The organism is Streptomyces sp. NPDC091280 (assembly GCF_044768565.1).
In the GTDB taxonomy this organism is placed as follows: domain Bacteria; phylum Actinomycetota; class Actinomycetes; order Streptomycetales; family Streptomycetaceae; genus Streptomyces.
The window spans coordinates 546,420-573,412 of the sequence record NZ_JBIVUZ010000005.1; the positions used below are offsets into that span (position 1 = coordinate 546,420).

Here is a 26,993-nt window from a genome sequence, read left to right on the forward strand (position 1 = left end):
TCACAGCTCGCCCACACAACCCCACGTCACGACCCAATCACGATCGCGGTCTTGACAGCGGACGCCATCTTGCCGCGTTCAAGTACCGGGCGTAGACCAGTGCGCACGGAAGCGTTCGAGCGTTCGACGAGGAACGAAGAACGGGGCAGTGATGCGCAGCACGAGCAGCACCATCCGGACACGTACCACCGTACGCACAGCGGCAGTTGTCGCCGCGGGGGCACTGGCGCTCTCGCTCACCGCCTGTGGAGGCAGCGGCGGCAAGAAGGACAGCGGCACGTCGAGCACCCCCGCACAGAGCGCCGGCACGGTGACCCTCCCCAAGCTGGACGGCCAGAGCCTCGAAGTGGCCGCCGTGTGGACCGGCGCCGAGCAGAAGAACTTCAAGACGGTCCTCGCGGAGTTCGAGAAGCGCACGGGTGCCAAGGTCACCTTCGTGCCCGCGCAGGACCCGATCATCAACTTCCTCGGCTCGAAGATCGCGGGCGGCCAGCCGCCGGACGTCGCGATGCTCCCGCAGCCCGGCGCCATCAAACAGGCCGTCGACAAGAAGTGGGCCAAGCCGCTCGGCGCCGAGGCGCTGGCGGAGTTGCAGAAGAACTACTCGCAGGGCTGGCAGGACATCGGCAAGGTCGGCGGCAAGCAGTACGGCGTGTACTACAAGGCCGCCAACAAGTCGCTGATCTGGTACAACGCCAAGGTCTTCGAGAACGCGGGCGCCACGGAGCCCAAGACCTGGCAGGAGCTGCTGAAGACCGCGCAGACGGTCTACGACTCCGGGGTCACCCCCTTCTCGATCGCGGGCGCGGACGGCTGGCCGCTCACCGACTGGTTCGAGAACGTGTATCTGTCGCAGGCGGGTCCGGAGAAGTACGACGCGCTCGCCCAGCACAAGATCAAGTGGACGGACCCCTCCGTGAAGGAGGCGCTGACCACGCTGGCGCAGATCTGGGGCAAGAAGGCGTACATCGCGGGCGGTCAGGACGGCGCGCTCCAGACGGAGTTCCCCGCGTCGGTGACGCAGACCTTCACCGGCGGCGACCAGCCGAAGTCCGCGATGGTGTACGAGGGCGACTTCGTGCAGGTCAACATCGGTGAGACCAAGGCGAAGGTGGGCACGGACGCCAAGGTGTTCCCGTTCCCGTCGGTGGGCTCGACGGCGCCCGTGGTCTCCGGCGGCGACGCGGCGGTGATCCTGAAGGACTCCAAGGCGGCGCAGGCGCTGGCCACGTTCCTGGCCTCGCCGGACGCGGCGACGATCCAGGCGAAGCTGGGCGGTTATCTGTCCCCCAACAAGAACGTGCCGGACTCGGCGTACCCGAACGAGGTGCAGCGGACGATCGCCAAGTCGCTGATCGCGGCCGGTGACGACTTCCGCTTCGACATGTCCGACCAGGCCCCGCAGTCCTTCGGCGGCACCCCGGGCAAGGGCGAGTGGAAGGACCTCCAGGACTTCCTGAAGAACCCGACGGACATCGCGGGCACGCAGGCGCAGTTGGAGAAGGACGCGGCGGCGGCGTACGCGAGCGGGAGCTGATCCGGCGATGGCATCGGCAGCGGCGGAGGCCCCCGGGGCCTCCGTCCCTCCCCGCGGTCGCAAGAGCGTGACCGGCACCCGCAGGACGGTGGCGGTGCTGTTCCTGCTGCCCGCCCTGGTGCTGCTGGGCGCGCTCGTGGTCTACCCGATCGGGTACTCGCTGGTCCGCAGCTTCGGCAACCAGGCCGGTGACGGTTTCGCCGGATTCGACAACTACAAGGCCCTGTTCACCGACGACGGCATCCGCACCGCCCTGAAGAACAACATCATCTGGGTGATCTTCGCGCCCACGGTCGCCACCGCCCTCGGCCTGATCTTCGCGGTGCTGACCGAACGGGTGCGCTGGGGAACGGCGTTCAAGCTGGTCGTCTTCATGCCGATGGCGATCTCGATGCTCGCCGCCGGCATCATCTTCCGTCTCGTCTACGACCAGGACCCGCACAAGGGCGTCGCCAACGCGGTGTGGGTCGGCGTCCACGACACGTTCGTCTCCTCGTCGGCGTTCCCCAACGCCCACCCCGGCCGGCAGTCCCCGCTCAAGGCGGACAAGGGCGGCTTCATCACCGCGGCGACGGTCCGCACCGGCCAGAGCGTCACGCTCCCGCTGGTCGGCGTCGCCCCCGACCAGCTGCCCGACAGCGCGAAGAAGGCGGTGGCCGCGAAGCCCGAGCCGGGGAAGATCACCGGCACGACCTGGCAGGACTTCACCCGCGGCAAGGGCGTCGGCAGGCTGGGCGCGGTCGACCCGTCCGAGTTCGGCTACGGCGGGATGCGGATCGAGGCCGTCAAGGACGGCAAGGTGGTCGCCTCGACCAAGGCGGCGGGCGACGGCACCTTCACGCTGCCCGCGAGCGCCGACGGGGCCCGGCTCCTGCTCCCGGCAGGCAACTTCAAGCAGCCGTACAACGGTGTGGAGTGGCTGGGCCCGTCGCTGGTGACACCGGCCATCATCGGGTCGTACGTGTGGATGTGGGCCGGGTTCGCGATGGTGCTGATCGCGGCCGGACTCGCGGGTGTGCCGCGGGAGTTGCTGGAGGCGGCGCGCGTCGACGGCGCCAACGAGTGGCAGGTGTTCCGGCGGGTCACGGTGCCGCTGCTGGCGCCGGTGCTCGCGGTCGTCGCCGTCACGCTGATGATCAATGTGCTGAAGATCTTCGACCTGGTGTTCATCATCGCCCCCGGCTCCTCGCAGGACGACGCCAACGTGCTCGCCCTCGAGCTGTACCGCAAGGGCTTCTCGGAGGGCCAGCCCGGGATCGCCAGCGCCATCTCGGTGTTCCTGCTCCTGCTGGTCATCCCGGTGATGCTCTTCAATGTGCGCCGGCTCAGGCGGGAGGTACGGCGATGACCACGGATGCCGGAACTCTGCGTGGGACAGGCCCTGTTGGGGCCGTGAAGGCGCGGGAGTCGCTCGGCGGGCGGCTCGCGGCGGCGGCGAGCGGCGGGCTGGTCCGGGTGTTCCTGATCGTCGTCGGCCTGTTCTGGCTGGTGCCGACGATCGGGCTGCTGCTGTCCTCGCTGCGCAGCCCGGAGGACATGAACGCGAGCGGCTGGTGGAAGGTCTTCAGCCAGCCCTCCCAACTCACCTTCCACAGCTACCGGACGCTGCTGGAGAACAGCGACATCACCAGCTCGCTGTGGAACACCGTGCTGATCACCGTCCCGGCGACCGTCCTCGTCGTGGTGATCGGCGCGCTCGCGGGCTACGCGTTCGCGTGGATGGAGTTCCCGGGCCGCGACTGGTGGTTCCTCGGGGTGGTCAGCCTGCTGGTGGTGCCGGTGCAGGTGGCGCTGATCCCGATCGCCGAACTCTTCGGCAGGATCGGCCTGTTCGGGACCATCTTCGGGGTGATCCTGTTCCATGTGGGGTACGGGCTGCCGTTCGCGGTGTTCCTGCTGCGGAACTTCTTCGCGGAGATCCCGCGCGAGTTGCTGGAGGCGGCCCGGCTGGACGGCGCGGGTGAACTGCGCCTGTTCGCCCGCGTGGTCATGCCGCTCGGCGGTCCGGCCATCGCGAGCCTGGGCATCTTCCAGTTCCTGTGGGTGTGGAACGACATGCTGGTCGCGCTGGTGTTCACCAAGTCCAGCACGCAGCCGATCACGGTCGCACTCCAGACGCAGGTACGCCAGTTCGGCAACAACATCGACGTGCTGGCACCCGGCGCGTTCATCTCCATGGTGATCCCGCTGGCCGTGTTCTTCGCGTTCCAGCGGCAGTTCGTGTCCGGTGTCATGGCGGGCGCGGTCAAATAGCCATAAAACACACATAGTTCAAGGGGCGGTCCGTCACCGGGCCGCCCCTTCGCGTTCACCGCGCGTCCCCCGTATGCCGTACGGGGCGTAACCAAGTCACTCCATCGGCCGTTCCCGGGCAGAACGCCCGCGCCGACCGACCCATGGATGTCCCTTGCCCAGGTTCAGTGTCATTGTCCCCGCGTACAAGGTCCAGGCGTACCTGCACGAATGCCTGGAATCGGTGCTCTCCCAGTCGTGTCCCGATCTGGAGCTGATCGCGGTCGACGACTGCTCGCCGGACGCCTGCGGCGCGATCATCGACGAGTTCGCGGCCCGCGACGCCCGGGTACGCGCCGTGCACCTCCCCGAGAACCAGGGCCTGGGCCGCGCCCGCAACGCCGGTCTGGAGCAGGCCACCGGCGACTACCTGGTCTTCCTCGACAGCGACGACACCCTCACGCCCGACGCGCTGCGCTCGATCGCCGACCGGCTCAAGGAGACCGGCGAGCCGGACGTGCTCGTCTTCGACTACGCCCGCACCTACTGGTCCGGGGAGGCCCAACGCAACAAGGTCGCCGCCCAGTTGACCGAACAGGGCCCGGCCCCCTTCCGCCTGGAGGACCGCCCGGGGCTGCTGCGGGTCATCATGGTCGCCTGGAACAAGGCCTACCGCCGGGAGTTCGTCGAGCGCGAGGGCTTCGCCTTCCCGCCCGGCTACTACGAGGACACCCCGTGGACCTACCCGGTGCTGATGGCGGCGGAGACGATCGCGACCCTGGACCGGGTCTGCGTCCACTACCGCCAGCGCCGCCAGGGCAACATCCTCGGCACCACCAGCCGTAAGCACTTCGACGTCTTCGACCAGTACGACCGGGTCTTCGCGTTCGTCGACGCGCGCCCCGAACTCGCGCAGTGGCGGCCGGTGTTGTTCCGCCGCATGGTCGACCACCTCGCGACGGTGTTCACCAAGCCGGACCGCCTCCCGCGCGGCACCCGCGCCGAGTTCCTGCGCAAGGCCCGTGCCCACTACCGCCGTTACCGCATCCCGGGCACCCCGGTCCCGCTGCGCACCCGGATGCGGCACACCTTCGTGCACTTCGGCGTGCACCGCACGTTCCGGGCCGTGCAGCGGGCGATGAGTTGGCGGCGCCGGGCGGTCAAGCTGACCGCCAAGCTGCTGCGCAACCTCAGAGCGGCCGTCCTCCAGCTCCACTACCGCGTCCAACTCCGGCTCCCGCTGAGGGATCGCGCGGTGTTCGCCGCCTACTGGGGGCGCGGCCACAGCTGCAACCCGGGCGCGCTGGAGACCGCGTTCCGCACCCACGCCCCGCACATCCGCACCGCGTGGATCGCCCGCCCCGAGCACCACCACACGATCCCGGCGGCCACCCGCAGACTGCGCCCGAACACGGTCGCCTACTGGACGGCGCTGGCCCGCTCCAAGTACCTGGTGAACAACGTCAACTTCGACCGCCGGCTGGTCAAGCGCCCCGGCCAGGTACTCATCCAGACCCAACACGGCACCCCCCTCAAGCACATGGGCCTCGACCTCCAGGAACGCCCGGCCGCGGCACGGGACATGGACTTCGGCGAACTCCTCAAGGGCGTCGACAAGTGGGACCACGTCCTGTCCCCCAACCGCCACACCACCCTGACCTGGGAGCGGGTCTACCCCGGCAGCTACACCACGCTCGCCTACGGCTATCCCCGCAACGACGTGTTCCAGCAGGCGACTTCGGCCGACGTGGACCGGCTGCGCGAGTCCCTCGGCATCCCCCGGGACGCCGTCGCGCTGCTCTACGCGCCGACCCACCGCGACTACCGCCGCGTCCAGCGCGCCCACCTCGACCTCGACCGGGTCCTGCGCCGCCTCGGCCCGCGCTTCGTCGTGCTGGCCCGCGCCCACTACTGGCACGAGGGCCCGCTCGCCGCCTCCGCGTCCGGCCGGATCATCGACGTCACCGACCACCCCAGCGTCGAATCGCTCTGCCTGGCCTCGGACGCGCTGGTCACCGACTACTCGTCCCTGATGTTCGACTACGCCAACCTCGACCGCCCGATCGTCATCCACGCCGACGACTGGGAGGCCTACGAGGCGGCCCGCGGCACCTACTTCGACCTGCGGGCCTTCCCGCCGGGCGCGGTCGCGCGCAGCGAGGACGAACTGATCGACATCTTCGCGACCGACCACTGGCGCGGCTCCCGCTCGGCCCAGCTGCGCGCCGCGTTCCGCGAGCGCTTCTGCCCCTACGACGACGGCCGCGCCGCCGAACGGGTCGTACGCCACATCGTGTTGGGCGAGCGGGAGCTGCCGCCGGTCGTCCCGCTCGCCGAGCGCCACCCGGTGCCGTCGGCCGCCGCGAGCCTCACGCGCCCCCCGCTCGCCACCGTGCCGCAGCCCACCGCGTCCCGACCCGTCACCGACCGCCTCTGAACGCCGTTCCCACACAGGGGAGTTCACATGCCCTCAAGCCCCTCGCGGCCCACCCCGACCAGGCCGTCCACCTGGCGTCCCACCGGGCGCCCCGGCCGCCGCGCGCACTGACCCGGACAGCTCCCCTCCGGACCACTGGAGAAAGAACAGAATGCCCCGCTTCAGCATCATCGTCCCGTCCCACGGGGTCGCCGGCCGGCTCTCCCAGGCCCTGGACTCGGTCCTCGCGCAGTCCTACGGCGACTTCGAGCTGATCCCGGTCTGCGACGCCCCCGACTCCCCGGCAGCGGACGTCGCCGACGCCCACGCCGGACGGGACTCCCGGGTGGCCCCGGTCCACTCACCACCCTCGGCGGGCCTGAGCGGGGCACGCAACACCGGCCTGCGGACGGCGACCGGCGCCTACGTCCTGTTCCTGGACGGCGACGACACCCTGGCCCCGGGCGCGCTGGCCGCGCTGGACGCCCGCCTCACCAGCACCGGTGACGTCGACGTCCTGTACTTCGAGCACGAGCGCACCCCGTGGTGGGAGGGCGAGGCCACCAACCCGGCGGCGCCGCTGCTCGCGCAGAGCCCGCCCGGTGTCTTCTCCCCGTCCCAGGCACCGCGGTTGACGGGCGTCCAGCTCCCGGCGTGGAGCGCCGCCTACCGCCGCGCGTTCCTCGGCGAGCACCGACTCGCCTTCCCCGAGGGCCCGTTCACCGACCTCGGCTGGGGCGGCCTGGTCACCGTCGCCGCCGAGCGGGTCGCGGTCCTGCGCTCCGTCGTCGTACGGCATCTGCTGCGCAGACAGGGCAGCCGGCTCAACCTGCCGGGCGCGCACCACCACCAACTCCTCGACCAGGTCGACATGGTGCTGGCCCGGGCCGCCGACAGCCCTTTGTCCGAGGCCCTGTTCGAGCAGCTCTTCGCGGTGGTGCTGAAGACGGCCTCCCGCCCCGAACGCCTTCCCGCCGGGCGCCGCGCCTTCTTCCGGCGGGCCGGGCGGCTGTACCGCGCGCACCGGCCCGCCGGTTTCCGCGCCCCGGGCGGGAGTGTGGGCGTGCAGCACCGGCTGCTGGCGTCGGGCGCGTACTCGGCGTTCCGGGCGCTGCGCGGCGCCAACCGCTCGGCCTCCGGGACCGCCGAACGGATTCCGCGCCCCCGGATGCTCCGTACCCGGCTGCGCTACGCCCGCGACCTGCGCCGCCCCCTCGACCCCGACCTGGCGGTCTACTGCGCCTATTGGGGCCGTGGCTACGCGTGCAGCCCGGCCGCGATCCACGCCAAGGCCGCCGAACTCGCCCCGCACATCCGCTCGGTGTTCCTGGTGGAGCCGGACGCGGTGGACGCCCTGCCGAAGGGTGTCGAGCACGCCGTCATCGGCAGCCGGAAGTACTGGCAGGTGCTGGCACGGGCCACGTATCTGGTGAACAACGCCAACTTCGCGGAGGGCGTCGTCAAGCGGCCCGGCAGCGTGCACGTCCAGACCCAGCACGGGACCCCGCTGAAGAAGATGGGCGTCGACCAGTCGACGTACCCGGTGGTGGCCGCCGCGACCGGCAGCTTCGCCAAGCTCCTTGGCCGGGTGGACCGTTGGGACTACAACCTCTCCTCCAACCGGCACTCCACCCAGATGTGGGAGCGCGCCTTCCCGGGCTCCTACGAGGCGCTGGAGTACGGCTATCCGCGCAACGACGTGTACTGCACGGCGACCGCCGACGAAGTGGCGCGCGTGCGCCGGGAGTTGGGGGTCCCGGAGGGAAAGACGGCCGTCCTGTACGCGCCCACCCACCGCGACTACCGGACAGGTTTCGACACCGGGCTCGACCTGGAGGCCTTCTGCGCGGCGGCCGGCGAGGACGTGGTCGTGCTGCTGCGCGCCCACTACTTCTACGACCAGGGCCGGGCGGGAAGCTCCGGCCGGATCATCGACGTGACCGGGCACCGCTCCTCCGAGGACGTGTGCCTGGCCGCCGACGCGCTGGTCACCGACTACTCGTCGATCATGTTCGACTACGCCAACCTCGACCGGCCGATCGTCGTGTACGCCGACGACTGGGACGTCTACCGCGAGACCCGGGGCGTCTACTTCGACCTCATGGCCACCCCGCCGGGCCCGGTGACCCGCACGCCCGAGGAGCTGGCCCAGGTGTTCCGCGACGGCTCGTACGCGGGGGCCCGGTCCCGTGCCCTGCGGGCCGAATTCCGGTCCCGGTTCTGCGAGTTCGACGACGGGCTGGCCGCCGAGCGGGTCGTACGGCGGGTGTTCCTCGGTGAGCCGCCGGAGGCCCTCCCGCCCGTGGTCCCGCTCACGGAGCGCGTCCCGGCCCCCGCCGCCACCCTCGTAAGGAGCTGAACCCGAAGTGCCCCGCTTCAGCGTCATCGTCCCCGTCTTCAAGGTGCAGGGCTTTCTGCGCGAGTGCCTCGACTCGGTCCTGGAGCAGTCCTACCGGGACATCGAGGTGATCGCCGTGGACGACCGCTCGCCGGACGGCTGCGGCGCGATCCTCGACGAGTACGCGGCCCGCGACCCGCGCGTACAGGTGCTGCACCTACCGGAGAACGTCGGCCTCGGCCGTGCCCGCAACGCCGGAATGCCCCTGGCCACCGGCGACTTCCTGTTCTTCCTCGACAGCGACGACACCCTCACCCCGGGCGCCCTGCGCGCGATGGCCGACCGGCTCGACGCGAGCGGCGACCCGGACGTCCTGGTCTTCGACTACGCCCGCGCCTACTGGTGGGGCGGCACCCGCCGCAACGTCCTCGCGCACGTCCTGACCGAGGTCGACGACACCTTCACGGTCGCCGAACACCCGGAGATCCTCGACCTGTTGATGGTCGTGTGGAACAAGGTGTACCGGCGGGAGTTCGTGCACAAGCACGCCTTCGAGTTCCCGCCGGGCTACTACGAGGACACGCCCTGGACGTTCCCGGTGCTGCTCAGCGCCGAGCGGATCGCCACCCTCGACCGGATCTGCCTCAACTACCGGCAGCGGCGGCAGGGCAACATCCTGTCCACCACCAGCCGCAAGCACTTCGACGTCCACGACCAGTACGAGCGGGTCTTCGCGTTCGTCGACTCCCGCCCGGAGCTGGCGAGTTGGCGCCCCTATCTGCACCGCAAGATGGGCGAGCACTGTCTCGACATCCTCGGCAAACCGGACCGGCTGCCCCCGTCCGACAAGGCGGAGTTCTTCCGCCGCACGGCCGAACTGTTCGCCAAGCACAAGCCGGCGGGCGGGCCGGTGGACCCCGAAGTCCGGGTCCTGGAAGGGAGTTACGCCCGGTACCTGGTCCGGCGGCAGGCGGCGGGCGCCGGCCGGCTGCTCGGACGGCGGGCGTCGCAGGCGCGCCGGGCGGCGGCCGGGCGGGTCAAGGGCGGCTGGGGCGCGCTGCACGCCCGCAGGCCGCTCGACCCCGGCCTCGTCGTGTACTCGGCGTTCTCGCACCGCGGGGTCCTCGGCGACCCGGCGGCCGTGTACTTCAAGGCGCGGGAGATCGCCCCGCACCTGCGGGGCGTGTGGGTCGTCCAGGACGCCGAACAGGCCGCGCTGCTGCCGCCGGACGTCGAGCACGTGCTCCTCAACACCCCGCGCTATCACCAAGTCACCGCGCGGGCCCAGTACTTCGTGAACAACGTCAACTGGCCCGGCACCCTGACCAAACGCCCCGGCAGCGTCCACATCCACACCCACCAGGGCACCCCGCTCAAGCACATGGCGGCCGACCTGCTGGACAAGCCCGGTGCCCGCTACGGCGTCGACGTGCCGCAGATGCTGCGCCGCGCCGACCGCTGGGACCACAGCCTGGTCGCCAACCGGCATTCGGAGCTGGTGTGGGAGCGGGCGTATCCGTGCCACTTCGCCTCGGCGCGGACGGGCAGCCCGCGCAACGACGTCCTCGTCGGAGCAACTGCCCAAGGACAGAAGGCCGTTCGGGAGCGGCTCGGCATCCCCGCCGACCACACCGTCGTGCTGTACGCGCCGACCCGCCGCGAGTACGTGCGCAGCGGCCACGTCGACCGCGTCGACCTGGCCCGCTTCGCGGAGGATCTCGGCCCGGCGCACACCCTCGTCGTACGGCTGCATCCGTCGCTGTCGACCGGGCCCGCGCGGGGCATGGGGCTCGCGGATCTGCACCGGCGGGGTGTCCTGGTCGACGCGACCGACGAACCGTCCGTGGAGGACGTCATGCTGGCCTCCGACGCGCTGGTCACCGACTACTCGGCCCTGATGTTCGACTACGCCAACCTCGACCGGCCGATCGTCCTGCACACCGACGACCGGGAGGCGTACGCGGCGAGCCGGGGCACCTACTTCGACGTCACCGCCGCGCCACCGGGCCATGTGTCCGGTTCCTACCGGGAGTTGGCGTGGCTGTTCGCGTCGGGCGCCTGGCGGGACGAGGACTCGGCCCGGCTGCGGGGCGAATTCCGGTCGCGCTACTGCGAGTTCGACGACGGGAGGGCCGCCGAGCGGGTCGTACGGACCCTGCTGCTGGGCGAGGACGACTGGCGGCCGGCGGACGGATCCGCGCCGCGCGTGCCCGCCCCCGCCGCCGTTCACGACCAGTTGGCGTCCTCATGAGGCCCCGCACGTGGGTGCTGCTGCTGGCCGCCGTGTTCGCGGTGCTCCAACTCGCCAACGTCACCGGCCGGGACACCCCCGACACCAAGAACTACCTTTCGTACGCGCTGAGTCTGAGCGGGGCGAGCAAGCACGAGGCGGCGACCGTCACCATCGACTACTACTGCGCGAGCAGGGGCGAGACGGCGCGGCGCGACCAGAGCGTCGACGTGCTGGCCTTCCACGGCAAGGACCCGGCCGCGCGGGTCGCGAAGAAGTGCCGGGCCGACCAGTGGCGGGTGGTGGACGCGCAGCTGCGGGCCGGGAACAGCGGTGGGTTCATCACGCCGTTCATGCCCGAGCGGTTCATGAGCATCTTCGAAGTGCGGCCCGGCTACCCGGTGTTCCTGGTGCCGTTCGTCACGCTGCTCGGGCCGGTGTGGGGGCTGTGGACGTCGAGTGTCGTCCTGACCGTGGCGGGCGGGATCCTCGTGTTCCTGATCCTGCGCACGCTGTCCGTGTCGGTGCCGATCGCGCTGACCGGACAGGCCCTCTACTACGTCCTGCCGTGCGGGACGACCGCGATGCGCCCGATGACCGAGGGCCTGATGATGGCGCTGACACTGGCCGCCCTGTGGGGCTGCGCGCTGGTGTCGACGGAACGCCGTACACGTGCCGGACTCACCCTGGTCGGCGGCTCGTTGCTGCTGCTCTTCACGGTCAAGCACTCGCAGGCCCTGTTCCTCGGGCTGTGCCTGGCCGGTGCGGGCGCGCTGGTCGCCGTACGGCGGCGGGAGCGGCGGCGGGAGTGGGCGGTGGTCTCGGGGCTCGGCGCGGCGGCGGCCGTAGGAACCCTGCTGGTGGCGGGAGTTCTGCACTACCCGTCGCAGACCGACAGCCTCCAGGACCTGTTGACCGATCACTACGCGCGCCCCGACCGCGCCCGGCTGTGGCCCGAATTCCTGCATCTGGAGGCGAACTTCTGGCTGGAGTGGACCCGGCAGCAGCTGTGGCAGCCGGTGCTCGCGGCGGCGCTCGGCGCCGGTCTGTGGGGTGCGCTGCGGCGGCCGGTGTTCGGGGCGTTCGCCATCGGGGCCGCGTTCACCGGGGTCCTCACCCAGGCCGCGCATCCCGACATCAGTGTGTGGGGCGGGCGGTTGGTCGTGCTGGTGTGGCTGCTCCCGGTGGTGGGGGTGCCGTTGCTGCTGGAGAGCGTGGTGCGGGGGAAGGCGGTCGCCGCCCCGGTGCCGCTGCCCGGCCAGGGGCTCGGGGAACGGGCCCAGCCGGTGCGCTGACGCGGTCGACCCCGGCGACGAGGTGATCAGGGCTCGTCGCCGGGGTCGCGGAAGCTTCGTACCGTAACGACTACTCGATGACGAGGTCGACCTCGATGTTGCCGCGGGTCGCGTTCGAGTAGGGGCAGACCTGGTGGGCGGTCTCGACCAGCTTGCGGCCGGTCGCCTCGTCCACGGTGTCGGGGAGCTCGACGCGCAGGGTGACCTTGAGGCCGAAGCCCTCGCCCTGCTTGCCGATGCCGACCTCGGCGGTCACGGCCGCGTCGGTGACGTCGACCTTCGCCTGCCGGCCGACGAGACCGAGGGCGCTGCCGAAACAGGCGGCGTAACCGGCGGCGAACAGCTGCTCAGGGTTGGTGCCCTGGCCGTTGCCGCCCATCTCGACCGGAATGCCGAGCTGAAGGTCGATCTTGCCGTCGTTGCTGACCGCGCGGCCGTCACGGCCGTGGGTGGCGGTGGCTACGGCGGTGTAGATCGCGTCCATGGAAACCATCCCTCTCGGAAGTCTGTGCGGGGGTGACCGGCCCGGGTGTCCGGACCGCCTCACGGCGATAATTAGAGCACACAATTCAATTGTGCACAACTAAATGGCCCGCTCGCGCTATCCTGGGAGCATGACCACCACTCCCGCCGGCTCCCCCACCACCGACTGGCTCCGCCTCGACCAGCAGATCTGCTTCTCCCTGAACGCCGCGTCCCGCGCCTTCGGCGGGGTCTACCGCGTGCTCCTCAAGGATCTCGGGCTCACCTACCCGCAGTACCTGGTGATGCTGGTGCTGTGGGAGCACGGCGAACTGCCCGTCAAGAAGCTCGGCGAACACCTGCGGCTCGACTCCGGCACCCTGTCCCCGCTGCTCAAGCGCCTGGAGACGGCCGGTCTGGTACGGCGTGAGCGCAGCGCCCGCGACGAGCGCTCGGTGGAGGTACGGCTCACGGACGAGGGCCTCGCCCTGCGCGAGCGCGCCCTCGACGTACCGCGCCGCATCCTCGGCGCGACCGGCTTCGGCGTCGACGAGATCCGCGCGCTGCGGTCACAGCTCGACGAACTCACCGGGGCGCTGGACTCGGCGGCGCTGGAAGAGGCGTGACCCCGCGCCCCGGGACAGCCGCGGCCATGTCCTGCGGAGGCATGCGGCGGATGTAGAGGGCGAGCTTCACGCGCCCGCTGACGTACTGCCGCCGACGCGCGAACTCCCCGTCCACGACGGTGAGTTTGACCCGGTCGACCGGGTCCCCGGGCACCCAGCGGGACGGCAGCAGATTCGACTGCGCGACGATCCACACCCGGTCCACCCCGGCGAGCCTCGCCGCCAGCTCCGCCGGCGCCACCTCGCGCCCGCTCAGCGTCCCGGACCGCGCCCCCGACTCCGCCAGCGCCAGGTCCCGCGCCCCGGCGAACGGCCCCGGATACGCCAACTCCGTCACCCGCCAGAACGACGGCAGGAAGAGCACGGGATCCCCGGGCCGCAGCTCACGACCGGCCAGCGCGGAGACCTCGGCGAGATTCTCGGGACGGTGAGCCGCCAGACGGTCGCCACGGTAGGCGGGAAGACCGTGGAGGAAGGGGACGGCCAGGGCGAGGACGCCGGCGAGGGTGACGAGGTGGGGGGTGCGGGCGAGGGGTTTCGGGGGGTGGGGGGTGCGGGCGGGAGGTTTCGGGGGGTGGGGGGTCGGAAGGCGGCTTGGGAGGGGGTTCGGTGAGAGGCCTGCGGCTTCCGGCGTGCGGTCGAATCCGGTCAGCGGTCGGTAAGAGGTGGTTCCGGGCGCGCGATCAGTTCCGGTCATCGGGGGACGGGCCGCCGTTTCGGGCGTGCGGTCGATTCCGGTCAGCGGTCGGTAAGGGGCGGTTCCGGGCGCGCGATCAGTTCCGGTCATCGGGGGACGGGCCTCGGCTCCCGGCGCGTGGTCGAATCCAGGCAGCGGTGGGCGAGTCGCGGTTCCGGAGTGGTGGCCGCTCGCGGCAGCGGCGCCGACCAGTTGGGGACGGCGTTCGATCACCGCCGCTCGGTCCGCCCCGTGCGCGGGCTCCGGACGCGGGAGACTCGCCCGCCACAGCCGTCCCACCATCCCCACCAGCCAGTTCGCCCCCGCCGCCACCAGCAGCGGCGCCCCCGCCAGCGCGTACAGCACATACCGCTCGTGGAACAGCGGCCGGAACTGCGAGACCGTCAGCAGGATCACCGGCGGCACCACCAGCAGCGGCAGCGCGACCGACGCGAGCCGTCCCGCGCCGAGGCCCAGCAGGATCAGCAGGACCGAGGTCCAGAAGACGGCCCCGGTCGGGGTGACGGAGAGGAAACCGCGGGCCAGCCGCTCGGTGGTGTCCCGGTCCGGCACCCGCAGCCACGCCACCTGCCCCGACTGCCGCTGGGACACCCACGCCAACGGCAGCAGGACCGCCCCCGCCACGCCCGCCGCACGCGCCCAGCCGGCCCACACCGCCCTGGGCACCCGCGCCGCCGCCAGGGTCAGCGCGTGCGCGCAGAGGACCAGTACGGAGAACTCGTGCAGCAGAAAGGTCACGGCGAGGACGGCGCCGTACGGCCACCAGGACCGCCCTTCCAGCGCCCGCAGGAGGAGCAGCGTCGCCCCGGCGACTCCGGCCGCGACGAGGGCGTAGGACCGGCCCTCCTGGGCGTAGTGGCCGGTCAGCGGGGTGATCGCGTAGAGCAGACCGGCCCAGAGGCCGACCCGGGGACGGGCCAGTCGGACCCCGAGGGCCGCGACCAGGCCGGCCGTCGCCGCCGCGCCGCACACCGACGGCAGGCGGAGGACCACCTCGCCGGGGTGGACGGCGAGGACGGCGTGCATGAGGAGGTAGTACAGGCCGTGCACCGCGTCCACGCCGTGCAGCAGCCGCCAGATCTGCGGCACCGTGCGCCGGCCCACGAGGAACGTGACGCTCTCGTCGCCCCACATCCCGCCGCGGTCGAGCCCCCACAGCCCCATCGCGAGCATGACGCCCACCGGCACGACGACGGCCACGGCCTCCGTACGCGTCCGTCGCCCGTGCCCGTACTCGCCCTCACCTTGGCTCTCCACGTGGCCGATTTTGTACTGTAAGCGGGCTCTTACCAACGATTGACGGTGTATTAGCATTCATGCGGCATTCACCCGGCTTACGATCCGCCTTGATGAACGCCGCCCGCAGACACCGCCTCCTCGTCCTCACGCTCGCCTGGCTCGCCACCCGCGCCGGGATGCTGCTGCTCCTCGCGTACAACGGCCTGCCCCTGCTCGGCCGGGGCGCGGTCGCCCGGGAGGTGTGGCGCCTCTACTACCACTGGTACGGGGTCCTGTCGCAGGGCGCGTTCCCGGCCCACGACCACCTGTGGCAGTACCCGCCGGGGGCGGGACCGGTCCTGCTGGCGCCGGCGCTGCTGCCGGGCCTGACGTACTTCCAGGCGTTCGTCGCCTTCACCGTCGCCACCGACGCGCTGATCACCGCGGTCCTGGCCCGCGCGGGCACCCGCCCCGGCCACAGCCTGCGCGGCGCCGCCTACTGGATCACCTGCCTCCCCCTCCTCCTGCACATGCCGCTGGTCCGCTACGACGTGCAGGTCACGGCGTTCGCCGTCATCTCCCTGTTGACGTTGTCGCGCTCCCCGCGCGCGTGCGGGGCGTTCGCGGCGCTGGGCGCGCTGGTGAAGGTGTGGCCGGCGCTGGTGCTGCTGGGGGTGCCGCGGGGGCGGGCGACGCGGTCGGTGTGGTCGTGGGCGGTGGGGACCGGGGTCTTGTCGCTCATGATGCTCGTGGCCTTGTTCAACAATCCTTTCGCCTTCTTGCGCCAACAGGGCGGCAGGGGCGTACAGATCGAGTCACTGGGCGGCACGCTCCTCGGTCTGGCGACCCACGTCGGCTGGCCGGGCCGGGCGCGCTACCAGTACGGCGCGATGGAGTTCACGGGACCGCACGTCACCGCCGTCGCCGACGCCTCCCTCGCGCTCACGGCGGTCGCCTTCGGCATCCTGCTGCTGTGGCGGGTCCGGGCCCGCCGCTGGACCGAGGCGACGCCCTACGACGCCGCGCTGAGCGCCGTCCTGCTGTTCACCGTGACCAGCCGGGTGATCAGCCCCCAGTACATGATCTGGCTGCTCGGCCTCGCCGCCGTCTGTCTGACCTCCCGGCGCACCGTGCAGCGCCCGGTGGCCGCGCTGATCGTGGCGGCGACCGCGATCAGCTCCGTCGAGTTCCCCGCCCTGTACGGCGATGTCATCCACAGCACGTGGACGGGCTGCGCCCTGATGGTCGCGCGCAACGGTCTGCTGGCCGCCGCGGCCGTCCTCTCCTTCGTCCGTCTGTGGCGGTCGTCGAGGCAGGTCCCGGCGACCCCGCACGCGCGCGTGCGGCCCGCCGGCCCGCACGAGGAGTCCCAGCGGTTGACCGCGGCACACTCCGGCGCCTGATTGACTGAGGCCCGGGGAGCGTGAGGGACGCGCCTCCACGGATCGAGTGACGGAGGGGACGGCGGCACATGACCTGGCTGATCACCGGCGGAGCGGGCTACATCGGGGCACACGTCGTGAGGGCGATGACCGAGGCGGGCGAACAGGTGGTCGTCTACGACGACCTGTCCACCGGCGTCCCCGCCCGTGTGCCCGACGACGTCCCCCTGGTGCGGGGCTCGACCCTGGACGCGGAGCTCGTGGCCCGCACCCTCGCCGACCAGGACGTCACCGGAGTCGTCCACCTGGCGGCGAAGAAGCAGATCGGCGAGTCGGTCGACCGGCCACTGCACTACTACCGGGAGAACGTCGAGGGCCTGCGCGTCCTCCTGGAGGCGGTGACCACGGCCGGCGTCCCCTCCTTCGTGTTCTCGTCCTCGGCGGCCGTCTACGGCATGCCGGACGTGGAACTCGTCACCGAGGAGACGCCGTGCGTGCCGATGTCGCCGTACGGCGAGACGAAGCTCGCGGGTGAGTGGCTGGTCCGCGCCACGGGCCGCGCAACCGGGCTCTCCACGGCGTCCCTGCGCTACTTCAACGTGGCCGGGGCCGCCGCCCCCGAACTCGCCGACATCGGCGTCTTCAACCTCGTCCCCATGGTCTTCGAGCGGCTGACCGAGAACGCGCCCCCGCGCATCTTCGGCGACGACTACGCCACCCCGGACGGCACCTGCGTCCGCGACTACATCCACGTCGTCGACCTGGCCGAGGCCCACGTCGCCGCGGCCCGCGCCCTCCAGGCCTCCCCCGGCCGCGCCCTGACCCTCAACATCGGCAGCGGGGAAGGCGTTTCGGTCCGCGAGATGATCGACCGCATCAACGCGATCACCGGCTACGACCGTCCCCCGACCGTCCATCCCCGCCGCCCCGGCGACCCGGCCCGCGTCGTCGCCTCCGCCGACCGCATCACCACCGAACTGGGCTGGAAGGCCAAGCACGACGTCCAGGACATGATCGCGTCGGCCTGGGAGGGGTGGCTGCGGCTGCACCCGGGGGCCGCGCGGTCCTGATGCACACCCGCTCCAGGACGGAACGCGCCGTGGGCACGGTCCTCGGCTCCGCCGTGGGCGACGCGCTGGGCGCCCCCTTCGAGTTCGGCCCCGAAGGAGCCTTCTCGACCCGGTTCCCGGCGCCCGGCGACGGCGGCGAGATGTGCGGGGGCGGAGGCTGGGACCCGGGCGAGGCCACCGACGACACGCAGATGGCCGTACTCGTCGCGGAGTCGCTGCTGGAGTGCGGCGGACTCCGACTCCCGGACATGTTCGGGCGGTTCCGGCGCTGGGCGACCGCCGACCCGAAGGACATCGGCCTCCAGACCGAGGCCGTGCTGAGCGGCGGCGACCCCTGGGACCTGGCCGCCGCCCTGCACTTCCAGACCAGTCAACGGGGCGCCGGGAACGGTGCGTTGATGCGCGCCGCGCCGTCCGCCGTGTACTTCTCGCGCGCGGGACGGGACGCCACGATGGACGCGGCCCGCCACATCTCCGCCCTCACCCACGGGGACCGCGCGGCCTGGGAAGGCACCGCCGTCCTCCACGAGTTGGTGCGCGTAGCCCTGGAGGGCCACGATCCGCTCGACGCCGTCGAGGAGACCCTCGGGTACGTCCACCCCGGCCACCGCGAGCGGTACGCGACCGTCCTCTCCCCCGGCTGGCATCCCGACCTGGCGACGGAGTTCAACGGCGCCGTCTGGCCCTGCCTGGGCTCCGCCGTCTGGGCCCTGCGGGCGACCTCCTCTTATGAGGACGCCGTGCGCGCCGCGATCGACCTCGGTGGCGACACGGACACCGTCGCCGCCGTCACGGGCGGACTCGCCGGGGCGGTGTACGGGAGCGGGGCGATCCCCGAGCGTTGGAGCGAGGTCCTGCACGTACCCCTGCCGGGGTTCGGCGGGCGGGTGCTGCGAGCGCCCGAACTGAGCCATCTGGCAAGACGGTTGGACCGAGAGGGCGAGTGATCCGCCGGACCGGTCGCGGCGGGCCCGCACCGCCTCGGGCCCGCCGGGCCGGTCGCGCCCTACAGCGCCTTCAGCCCCTCCGTGGTGGCGCGGGCCAGCGCCCCCAGGTAGCCCTTCGGGAGCTTCGGGCTGCGGATCACCACGGCACGCCAGTACAGGGGGCCGGAGATGAGGTCCAGCGCCAGGTCCTCGTCCATGCCGGGGCGGATCTCCCCACGGTGTTCCGCCGCCGCGAGGATCTTGCTGGCCACGCCCTCCTGGCCCTCGCGCAGCGCCTTCTGCATCGCGTCGGCGATCTCCGGGTTCCGGGCCGCCTCGGCCTGGAGGTCCGGGATGATCTGCGAGGCGACGGGGTGCCGGAGAGCGCGTGACGTGACCTCGTACAGCATCCGGAGGTCGCCCTCCAGGGAACCGGTGTCCGGCGTTGGCAGCCCCATCACCGCGATCGCCGACACGACGTCGAGCACCAGGTGCAGCTTGGAACGCCAGCGGCGGTACACCGCCGTCTTGCCCACCCCCGCGCGGCGCGCGATCCCCTCGATCGACATCCGGGCATACCCGACCGCCGCCAGCTCCTCGAAGACCGCCGCCCGGATGGCTTCGGTCACATCCTCGCGGAGTACGGCCGCACCGGCGGGGGTGCGGCGGCGCTGACGTGTCTGGGGCTCGTCGGCGTTCGTCGTCATAGCTCAAGCATAGGGGCGTTGCGACGAAACGGTTGCGTTCCGACGCGGGTGGGGCGCGTCGCGACGAAACGGACCCGTCCGGTCCGGCACGTACCGACGCACCGGACCCGTCCCGACGCAAACCCGGCGACGCTAACGGCCCGATCACATCCGTCACGACGAAACGGTTGCGTTCCGACGCCAAATCGGCCTACGCTCACGTTGCGACGATACGGTCCCGTCCCGACGTAAGAGAATGTAAAGAGAAGCGTAAGGAAACGCCGGGCAACGGAACACGGCAGCCGGACGCACGCACCCCCTCCCCCCGAGCGAAAGCAGCGGATGTGAGCCAGGTCCTCCACACACCGCCCCATTCGCCGGCCCCGGCCGACGAAGACGACCTCGCGGCACTCGCCGCCCGCCACGGCCTCACGGTCAGCGGCGCCCGCCCCTCCCTGCCCGAATACGTCCGGCAGTTGTGGGAGCGGCGCCACTTCATCACCGCGTTCGCCACCGCCAAGCTGACCGCGCAGTACAGCCAGGCGAAGCTGGGCCAGGTCTGGCAGGTGATGACGCCGCTGTTGAACGCGGCGGTGTACTACTTCATCTTCGGTGTGCTGCTGGGCACCAAGAAGCACGTGCCGGACTACATCCCGTTCCTGGTGACGGGCGTGTTCATCTGGACGTTCACGCAGAGCTCGATCATGGCGGGCACCCGGGCGATCTCCGGCAACCTCGGCCTGGTCCGGGCGCTGCACTTCCCGCGGGCCGCGCTGCCGATCTCGTTCGCGTTGCAGCAGCTCCAGCAGCTGCTGTTCTCGATGGCGGCCCTCATCGTCATCCTGATCTGCTTCGGCGTGCCGATCAGCGTCTCCTGGCTGCTCGTGGTCCCCGCGCTGTTCCTCCAGTTCACGTTCAACGCGGGCGTCTCGATGGTCATGGCGCGGATGGGCGCGAAGACTCCGGACATCGCCCAGCTGATGCCGTTCATCCTGCGCACCTGGATGTACCTGTCCGGTGTCATGTGGAGCATCGACAAGCTGACCAAGGCCGACGACCTGCCGCACCTGGTGGTGGTCGCCCTGGAGACCAACCCGGCGGCCGTCTACATCGACCTCATGCGCTACGCGCTGATCGACAGCTTCCACTCCAGCCAGCTCCCCCCGCACGTGTGGGCGGCGGCGACGGGCTGGGCGCTGATCGCCGGCGTCGGCGGCTTCATCTACTTCTGGAAGGCTGAGGAGACGTACGGCCGTGGCTGAGCAGACCATCGAGTACACCACCGAGCGGACCCGCGTGGCCGCCGACAGCACGATCCCGACCGTCGTCTGCGACGGCGTCGACATCATCTACCGGGTCAACGGGACCGGCGCCGGACGCGGCTCCGCGACCGCCGCCCTCAACCGCATGCTGCGCCGCGAGAAGGCCGAGAAGGCGGCGGGCGTGCGCACGGTGCACGCGGTCAAGAAGGTGTCCTTCGTCGCCTACAAGGGCGAGGCGATCGGGCTCATCGGCACCAACGGCTCCGGCAAGTCCACGCTGCTCAAGGCGGTCGCGGGCCTGCTCCCGGTCGAGAACGGCCGTATCTACACCCACGGCCAGCCCTCCCTCCTGGGCGTCAACGCGGCGCTGATGGGCGACCTGACCGGCGAGCGCAACGTCTACCTCGGCGGCCTGGCCATGGGCATGTCCCGCGAGCAGGTCAAGGAGCGCTACCAGGGCATCGTCGACTTCTCCGGGATCAACGAGAAGGGCGACTTCATCACGCTCCCCATGCGGACGTACTCCTCCGGCATGGGCGCCCGGCTGCGGTTCTCCATCGCCGCCGCCAAGGACCACGACGTCCTGCTGATCGACGAGGCGCTGGCGACGGGCGACCGGTCGTTCCAGCGGCGCTCCGAGGAGCGGATCCGCGAGCTGCGGCAGCACGCGGGCACGGTGTTCCTGGTCAGCCACAACAACAAGTCGATCCGCGACACCTGCGACCGCGTGCTGTGGCTGGAGCGCGGCGAGCTGCGGATGGACGGGCCGACGGAGCACGTCCTGGAGGCCTACGAGAACTTCACGGGCGGCGCCGACAAGCCCAAGGAGCCGGCCGCCTAGGAGCGTCTAGGAGTACTTCCGAGCGTCCATCTGAAGGTCGTCGTCCTGGAACACCCAGGTGCGGTAGACCAGGAAGCGGAACGCCGACGCGAGCACGATCGACAGGGCCTTCACGAGATTCGCCTCCAGCGGACCGTGGAGGCCCAGTCCGTGGTAGCCGACGTAGAAGAGGCCGCTCTCCATGAGGACGCCGATGCCGCTGAAGACGAAGAACAGGGCGATGCGGCGGGCGTCGGGGGCGTCGCGGTCGCGGTAGGTGTAGTAGCGGAAGCCGAGGTAGTTGGCGCCCATCGCGACGCAGCTGGCCAGGACCGTCGCGAGCATGGCGGGCCAGCGCAGGCCGTGCAGCAGGGCGTTGAAGACCGCGAAGTTGACGAAGACGCCGCTGCCGCCGACGATCCCGAATTTCACGACTTCCAGGACGACCTTGGGCACCGGCCGGACGGGCGCGGTCACGCGCTCCTCGGTGAGGTTCGGAGTCACCTCATCATGCTTAGCGGGGCCGGGTAAGCGGATCTCCTGATTACCCCTAAGGCACCCCATGAAAAGGCGCCCCGAGCCACTGCGGCCCGGGGCGCCTGTGCCGTCGTAGGGACTACGAACGGACTGTCGTAGGGACTACGAGTGTGTCCGCAGGAGGGTGCGCATGGTGCGCATCGCCACGGACAGGTTGGCGAGGTCGAACATCTCGGAGCCCTGGATCTCGTCCAGGGTGGTGCGGGCGCGGCCGAGGAGGGCGGTGTTCTTCGCCTCCCAGGCCTTGAAGCGCTGCTCGGGGGTCGAGGTGCCGTTGCCCGCCGAGAGGATGTCGGCGGTCAGGGCCGCGTGCGCCGCGTACAGGTCCTCGCGGATGGAGGCGCGGGCCATGGACTGCCAGCGGTCCGCGCGGGGCAGCTCGATGATGCGGTCCATGAGCTGGGTGATGTGCAGGCGGTCGGCGAGGTCGTAGTAGACCTCGGCGACGTCCATCGGGTCCTTGCCCGTGCGGTCGGCCACCGAGACGATGTCGAGCGCCGGGAAGGCGGAGGAGAAGCCGGCCACGCGGGTGGCGAGTTCGGCGGGGACGCCGGCGCCGGTCAGCTCGTCGTAGATCTGCTGGTACCACTCCAGGTCCGCGCCGCGCAGCAGCTTGGGCAGCTGGGACCAGACCTGCTCGACGCGCTCGCCGAAGAACTCGACGGTCTCGGCGAGCTGGAGCGGCTGCGGCCGGTTGTTGAGCAGCCAGCGGGTGCCGCGCTCGCACAGACGGCGCGAGTGCAGCCGGATGCGGGTCTGGACGGGGGCCTCGACGGTGTTGTCGAGGGCCTCGACGCCGTCCCACACCTCGGCCGCGTGGAAGATCGCGCGGGCCGCGGTCTGCGCCCGGACGATCTCCTCCAGGGACGCCCCGGTCTCCTCGCGGAGGCGGTGCAGGAAGCTCGTACCGCCGGTGTTGACCGTGTCGTTGACCAGGACCGTGGTGACGATCTCGCGGTGCAGCGCGTGGGTGTCGATCTGCTCGGCGAACTTCTCGCGCAGCGCCGTCGGGAAGTAGGCGTGCAGCAGGCTGCGCAGGTAGGGGTCGTCGGGGAGCGTGGTGTGCAGCAGCTCGTCCGAGACCGTGATCTTCGTGTACGCCAGCAGGACGGCCGTCTCGGGACCGGTCAACCCCTGTCCCTGGGCGAGGCGTTCGCGGATCTGGCGGTCGGTGGGCAGGAACTCCAGGGCCCGGTCGAGGTGGCCCTCGCGGACCAGGGTGCGCATGAAGCGCTGCTGGGCGTGGAGCATGTCCTTGGACTGCGCGAGCGCGTTGGCGATCGCGGTGTTCTGCGCGTAGTTGTTGCGCAGGACGAGCGCGCCGACCTCGTCGGTCATCTCGGCGAGGATCTTGTTGCGCTGCTTGACCGTCATGTCACCTTCGGTGACAAGGCCGTTGAGCAGGATCTTGATGTTCACCTCGTGGTCGGAGGTGTCCACGCCCGCGCTGTTGTCGATCGCGTCCGTGTTGATCTTGCCGCCCTGCTGGGCGAACTCGATCCGGCCGAGCTGGGTCAGCCCCAGGTTGCCGCCCTCGCCCACGACCTTGACCCGCAGGTCGGCGCCGTCCACGCGGATCGCGTCGTTGGCCTTGTCGCCGACGTCCGCGTGGGACTCGGTGCTCGCCTTGACGTACGTCCCGATGCCGCCGTTCCACAGCAGGTCGACCTGCGACTTGAGGATGGCCCGCATCAGGTCGGCCGGGGTCATCTTGGCGACCTTGTCCTCGATGCCCAGGGCCTCGCGGACGTGCGCGTTGACGGGGATCGCCTTGGCCGTACGGGGGAAGACGCCGCCGCCGGCCGACAGGAGGTCGGTGTTGTAGTCGGCCCAACTGGAGCGCGGCAGCTCGAACATGCGGCGCCGCTCGGCGTAGGAGACGGCCGCGTCCGGGGTCGGGTCGAGGAAGATGTGCCGGTGGTCGAAGGCGGCGACCAGACGGATGTGCTCGCTGAGCAGCATGCCGTTGCCGAACACGTCACCGGACATGTCGCCGACGCCGACGACCGTGAAGTCCTCGGTCTGGGTGTCGACGCCCAGCTCCCGGAAGTGCCGCTTGACGGACTCCCAGGCCCCGCGCGCGGTGATGCCCATCTTCTTGTGGTCGTAGCCCGCGCTGCCGCCGGAGGCGAAGGCGTCGCCGAGCCAGAAGTCGTAGCTCTCGGCGACTCCGTTGGCGATGTCGGAGAAGGTCGCGGTGCCCTTGTCGGCGGCGACGACCAGGTAGGTGTCGTCCTCGTCGTGCCGGACGACGTCCGCCGGGGGGACGACCTCGCCGGCCACCAGGTTGTCGGTGATGTCGAGGAGGGCCGAGATGAACATCTTGTAGCTGGCGATGCCCTCGGCCAGCCACGCGTCCCGGTCCACGCCCGGGTCGGGCAGCTGCTTGGCGACGAACCCGCCCTTGGCGCCGACCGGCACGATGACGGTGTTCTTCACCATCTGCGCCTTGACCAGGCCGAGGATCTCGGTGCGGAAGTCCTCGCGCCGGTCCGACCAGCGCAGCCCGCCGCGCGCGACCTTGCCGAAGCGCAGGTGCACGCCCTCGACGCGCGGCGAGTACACCCAGATCTCGTACGCCGGGCGCGGCGCGGGCAGGTCCGGGATGACCTGCGGGTCGAACTTCATCGAGACGTACGCGTGCGCGTGCCCGTCGCGTGCCTGCTGGAAGAAGTTGGTGCGCAGGGTCGCCTTGATGACGGTCAGGAAGGAGCGCAGGATGCGGTCCTCGTCGAGGCTGGCCACCTGGTCGAGCGCCGCGTCGACCTCTTCGAGGAGGGCGTCGACGATCTCGCGCCCGGCGCGCTGCCGGTCCGGCGACATGCGCGCCTCGAACAGGGAGACGAGCAGCCGGGTGGTGTGGACGTTGTTGCGGAGGGTGTCCTCCATGTAGTCCTGGCTGAAGGTCGAACCGGCCTGCCGCAGGTACTTGGCGTACGCGCGCAGGACCATCGCCTGCCGCCAGTCGATGCCGGCGCTCAGCACGAGGGCGTTGAAGCCGTCGTTCTCGGCCTGTCCGGTCCAGGTCGCGGCGAACGCCTCCTGGAACCGCTCGCGGCCGTCGTCGCCCAGGTAGTCCCCGTTGCCGTTCTGCGACTTGGGCATCCGCAGCCCGAAGTCGTAGATCCACGCCGACGTACGGTCCGAGCAGCGCAGTTCGTACGGCCGCTCGTCGACGACCTCGACGCCCAGGCGGCTGAGGACCGGCAGCACGGCCGAGAGGGAGACCGAGGCGCCCTTGCGGTAGATCTTGAAGCGGCGCTCGTCGGGGGCGGCGCCCACCGGCTCGTAGAGGCTCAGGGCGAAGGCCTGCTCCTCGGTGAGCTGTTCGAGGTGGACCAGGTCGGCGACGGCGGCGCGCGGGGTGTGGTCGGCCTTGTAGCCCTCGGGGAAGGCGTTGCCGTAGCTGCGCAGGAGTTCGGCCGCGCGCTCCTCGCCGCACTCGGCGTTCAGCGCCTCGCCGAAGCCGTCGGCCCAGGAGCGGGCGGCCTCCACGAGACGGGCCTCGATGCGGTCCTTGTCGGCGTCGGACAGCTCGGGCAGTTCGGTGCCCTGCGGGACGCGGACCACGAAGTGCAGCCGGGAGAGGATCGACTCGGTGTTCCAGGCGGTGAAGTCGACGCTGGTGCCGTCGAGTTCCTCTTTGAGGATGTCGATGATCCGGAGGCGTACGCCGGTGGTGTAGCGGTCGCGCGGGAGGTAGACGAGGGCCGAGTAGTAGCGGCCGTACTCGTCCTGGCGCAGGTACAGGCGCAGCCGGCGGCGTTCCTGGAGGTAGAGCACCGAGGTGACGATCGAGCGGAGTTCGTCGACCGGGGTCTGGAACAGCTCGTCGCGCGGGTACGTCTCCAGGATCTGGAGCAGGTCGCGTCCGTCGTGGCTGTTGGGCGAGAAGCCGGCGCCCTCCAGGACCTCGTCGACCGTGCGCCTGATCACGGGGACCCGGCGGACGGACTCGGTGTAGGCGGCGGAGGAGAACAGGCCCAGGAAGCGGCGCTCGCCGACGACCTCGCCGTTCTCGTCGAACTTCTTCACGCCCACGTAGTCCAGGTACGACGGCCGGTGCACCGTGGAGCGGCTGTTGGCCTTCGTGAGGACGAGGAGCTTGTGCTCGCGGGCCTTGGCGCGGGCGTCGGCCGGGAGCCGCTCGAAGGACGGGCTCACCGGGTGGTGGTCCTCGCCGGCGTGCTGCGGGTCGGAGCGCAGGATGCCGAGGCCGGTGCCGGGGACCGCGGCCAGCGAGTCGTCCTCACGGAGCTGATACTCGCGGTAGCCGAGGAAGGTGAAGTGGTCGGCGGCCAGCCAGCGCAGCAGCTCGCGGGCCTCGCCGACCTCGTTGGTGGGCAGGTCGGAGGCGGTCGGCTCGGCGGGCAGCTCGTCGGCCATCCGCAGCGCCAGGTCGCGCATCTTCTCCCAGTCCTCGACGGCCTCGCGGACGTCGGACAGGACGCGCAGCAGGTCGGCGGTGATCTGCTTGAGGTCGGCGCGGTCGGTCTCCCGGTCGATCTGGACGTGGATCCAGGACTCGGTGTGCGCGTCGTGCGGCAGCTCGCCGGCGGGCGGGGCGGTGAGCACCTCGATGAGCTTGCCGGTGAGGTCGCGGCGGACGACGACCTGCGGGTGGATCACGACGTGGATGCCGCGGCCCTGGCGGGTCAGTTCGTTGGTCACCGAGTCGACGAGGAAGGGCATGTCGTCGGTGACGACCTCGACGACGGTGTGGCTGCACGTCCAGCCGTTCTCCTCGACCGTCGGGGTGTGGACCCGTACGTTGGCCGTGCCCTGGGGTCGGGTCTCGGCCAGCCGGTAGTGGGAGTAGGCGGCGCCGAAGACGTCGACCGGGTCGCGGTCGGCGAGGTCCTCCGGTGCGGTGTGCAGGTAGTAGCGCTGGAGGAACGCGAGCACGGTGTCCCGGTCCGGGGTGCTCTCGTCCGTCTTCCCGGTCGGTAGGTGCCCCCCGACCGGGCTGTTCTCAGCTACCCGGGCGGCCCTTTCGAGCAGCTCGGCCTTGGCTTCGTCCAGCTTGGTCTGCATTGTCCTCTGGCTCCTGTCGCGCGCCGTTGCGTGACGTAGAAGGAAGTTCGGTCTCTTCCCCTGCGGCTCGACGCCACGGCCCGGGGTGTCCGGTCTGCTCAGACGCTATGCCGCAAGGTGAGATGAGCGGTGGGTTATCAGCCATTCTCGACACGCCCGAAGGGTGTGACGCTGCTCTCTGCCGCGTCGGTACCCGGGGCGTGCACGGCGTCCTGGGAGCCCTGT

At 70.9% G+C, this 26,993-nt stretch carries 18 protein-coding genes; 13 read left to right on the plus strand and 5 right to left on the minus strand.

The features are described from left to right. Window positions 1-151: 151 nt before the first annotated feature. The 7 genes from ACIQPR_RS18615 to ACIQPR_RS18645 all read left to right on the plus strand — a co-directional run bounded on the left by ACIQPR_RS18615 (window position 152) and on the right by ACIQPR_RS18645 (window position 12,048). Window positions 152-1,537 (plus strand): ABC transporter substrate-binding protein, encoded by a 1,386-nt coding sequence (locus ACIQPR_RS18615; RefSeq protein WP_403649208.1) that lies wholly within the window; start codon window positions 152-154, stop codon window positions 1,535-1,537. 7 nt (window positions 1,538-1,544) lie between these two features. Then, window positions 1,545-2,885, plus strand: coding sequence for a carbohydrate ABC transporter permease (locus ACIQPR_RS18620; RefSeq protein ID WP_403649211.1), 1,341 nt, complete (start codon window positions 1,545-1,547; stop codon window positions 2,883-2,885). Next, window positions 2,882-3,790 (plus strand): carbohydrate ABC transporter permease, encoded by a 909-nt coding sequence (locus ACIQPR_RS18625; RefSeq protein ID WP_403649214.1) that lies wholly within the window; start codon window positions 2,882-2,884, stop codon window positions 3,788-3,790. Before ACIQPR_RS18620 ends, ACIQPR_RS18625 begins: the two co-directional genes overlap by 4 nt. Before the next feature lie 154 nt (window positions 3,791-3,944). After that, on the plus strand, window positions 3,945-6,206 hold the full coding sequence (locus tag ACIQPR_RS18630) for a CDP-glycerol glycerophosphotransferase family protein (protein WP_403649217.1): 2,262 nt from the start codon (window positions 3,945-3,947) through the stop codon (window positions 6,204-6,206). A gap of 151 nt (window positions 6,207-6,357) precedes the next feature. Beyond that, window positions 6,358-8,544 (plus strand): CDP-glycerol glycerophosphotransferase family protein, encoded by a 2,187-nt coding sequence (locus tag ACIQPR_RS18635; RefSeq protein WP_403649220.1) that lies wholly within the window; start codon window positions 6,358-6,360, stop codon window positions 8,542-8,544. A 7-nt stretch (window positions 8,545-8,551) separates the two neighbouring features. After that, a complete protein-coding gene (locus ACIQPR_RS18640) occupies window positions 8,552-10,774 on the plus strand; it encodes a CDP-glycerol glycerophosphotransferase family protein (protein ID WP_403649223.1) in 2,223 nt (740 codons plus the stop codon). Continuing rightward, the gene (locus ACIQPR_RS18645; protein WP_403649226.1) at window positions 10,771-12,048 is read left to right on the plus strand and encodes a hypothetical protein; all 1,278 of its coding nucleotides are present in this window, start codon (window positions 10,771-10,773) and stop codon (window positions 12,046-12,048) included. The genes ACIQPR_RS18640 and ACIQPR_RS18645 overlap by 4 nt, the downstream gene beginning before the upstream one ends. Before the next feature lie 70 nt (window positions 12,049-12,118). On the opposite strand, the gene ACIQPR_RS18650 is transcribed toward ACIQPR_RS18645, so the two are convergent. After that, a complete protein-coding gene (locus tag ACIQPR_RS18650) occupies window positions 12,119-12,532 on the minus strand; it encodes an organic hydroperoxide resistance protein (RefSeq protein ID WP_019056748.1) in 414 nt (137 codons plus the stop codon). 130 nt (window positions 12,533-12,662) lie between these two features. Here ACIQPR_RS18650 and ACIQPR_RS18655 point away from each other — a divergent pair, with 130 nt between their 5' ends. Further along, the gene (locus ACIQPR_RS18655) at window positions 12,663-13,136 is read left to right on the plus strand and encodes a MarR family winged helix-turn-helix transcriptional regulator (protein ID WP_403649229.1); all 474 of its coding nucleotides are present in this window, start codon (window positions 12,663-12,665) and stop codon (window positions 13,134-13,136) included. Here the strand turns inward: ACIQPR_RS18655 and ACIQPR_RS18660 are convergent. Further along, complete coding sequence (locus ACIQPR_RS18660; protein ID WP_403649232.1) at window positions 13,096-15,090, minus strand: hypothetical protein; 1,995 nt, start codon at window positions 15,088-15,090, stop codon at window positions 13,096-13,098. The two genes, ACIQPR_RS18655 and ACIQPR_RS18660, sit on opposite strands and share 41 nt — an antisense overlap. Window positions 15,091-15,182: 92 nt before the next feature. Here ACIQPR_RS18660 and ACIQPR_RS18665 point away from each other — a divergent pair, with 92 nt between their 5' ends. The 3 genes from ACIQPR_RS18665 (at window position 15,183) to ACIQPR_RS18675 (ending at window position 18,450) form a co-directional block, all read left to right on the plus strand. Next, on the plus strand, window positions 15,183-16,454 hold the full coding sequence (locus tag ACIQPR_RS18665) for a glycosyltransferase 87 family protein (RefSeq protein WP_403649235.1): 1,272 nt from the start codon (window positions 15,183-15,185) through the stop codon (window positions 16,452-16,454). A gap of 68 nt (window positions 16,455-16,522) precedes the next feature. Further along, complete coding sequence (gene galE, locus ACIQPR_RS18670) at window positions 16,523-17,503, plus strand: UDP-glucose 4-epimerase GalE (protein ID WP_403649238.1); 981 nt, start codon at window positions 16,523-16,525, stop codon at window positions 17,501-17,503. Next, window positions 17,503-18,450: an ADP-ribosylglycohydrolase family protein gene (locus tag ACIQPR_RS18675; protein WP_403649367.1), complete on the plus strand. Its 948-nt coding sequence runs from the start codon at window positions 17,503-17,505 to the stop codon at window positions 18,448-18,450. The genes galE and ACIQPR_RS18675 overlap by 1 nt, the downstream gene beginning before the upstream one ends. A 59-nt stretch (window positions 18,451-18,509) precedes the next feature. Here ACIQPR_RS18675 and ACIQPR_RS18680 read toward each other — a convergent pair whose 3' ends face one another. Continuing rightward, complete coding sequence (locus ACIQPR_RS18680) at window positions 18,510-19,136, minus strand: TetR/AcrR family transcriptional regulator (protein ID WP_403649241.1); 627 nt, start codon at window positions 19,134-19,136, stop codon at window positions 18,510-18,512. 323 nt (window positions 19,137-19,459) lie between these two features. Here ACIQPR_RS18680 and ACIQPR_RS18685 point away from each other — a divergent pair, with 323 nt between their 5' ends. Next, on the plus strand, window positions 19,460-20,377 hold the full coding sequence (locus ACIQPR_RS18685) for an ABC transporter permease (RefSeq protein ID WP_403649244.1): 918 nt from the start codon (window positions 19,460-19,462) through the stop codon (window positions 20,375-20,377). Next, window positions 20,370-21,218 (plus strand): ABC transporter ATP-binding protein, encoded by an 849-nt coding sequence (locus tag ACIQPR_RS18690; RefSeq protein ID WP_403649247.1) that lies wholly within the window; start codon window positions 20,370-20,372, stop codon window positions 21,216-21,218. Before ACIQPR_RS18685 ends, ACIQPR_RS18690 begins: the two co-directional genes overlap by 8 nt. Before the next feature lie 6 nt (window positions 21,219-21,224). On the opposite strand, the gene ACIQPR_RS18695 is transcribed toward ACIQPR_RS18690, so the two are convergent. Further along, complete coding sequence (locus ACIQPR_RS18695; protein ID WP_403649249.1) at window positions 21,225-21,701, minus strand: GtrA family protein; 477 nt, start codon at window positions 21,699-21,701, stop codon at window positions 21,225-21,227. A 135-nt stretch (window positions 21,702-21,836) separates the two neighbouring features. Further along, window positions 21,837-26,768, minus strand: coding sequence for an NAD-glutamate dehydrogenase (locus ACIQPR_RS18700; protein WP_403649252.1), 4,932 nt, complete (start codon window positions 26,766-26,768; stop codon window positions 21,837-21,839). Window positions 26,769-26,993: the final 225 nt, after the last annotated feature.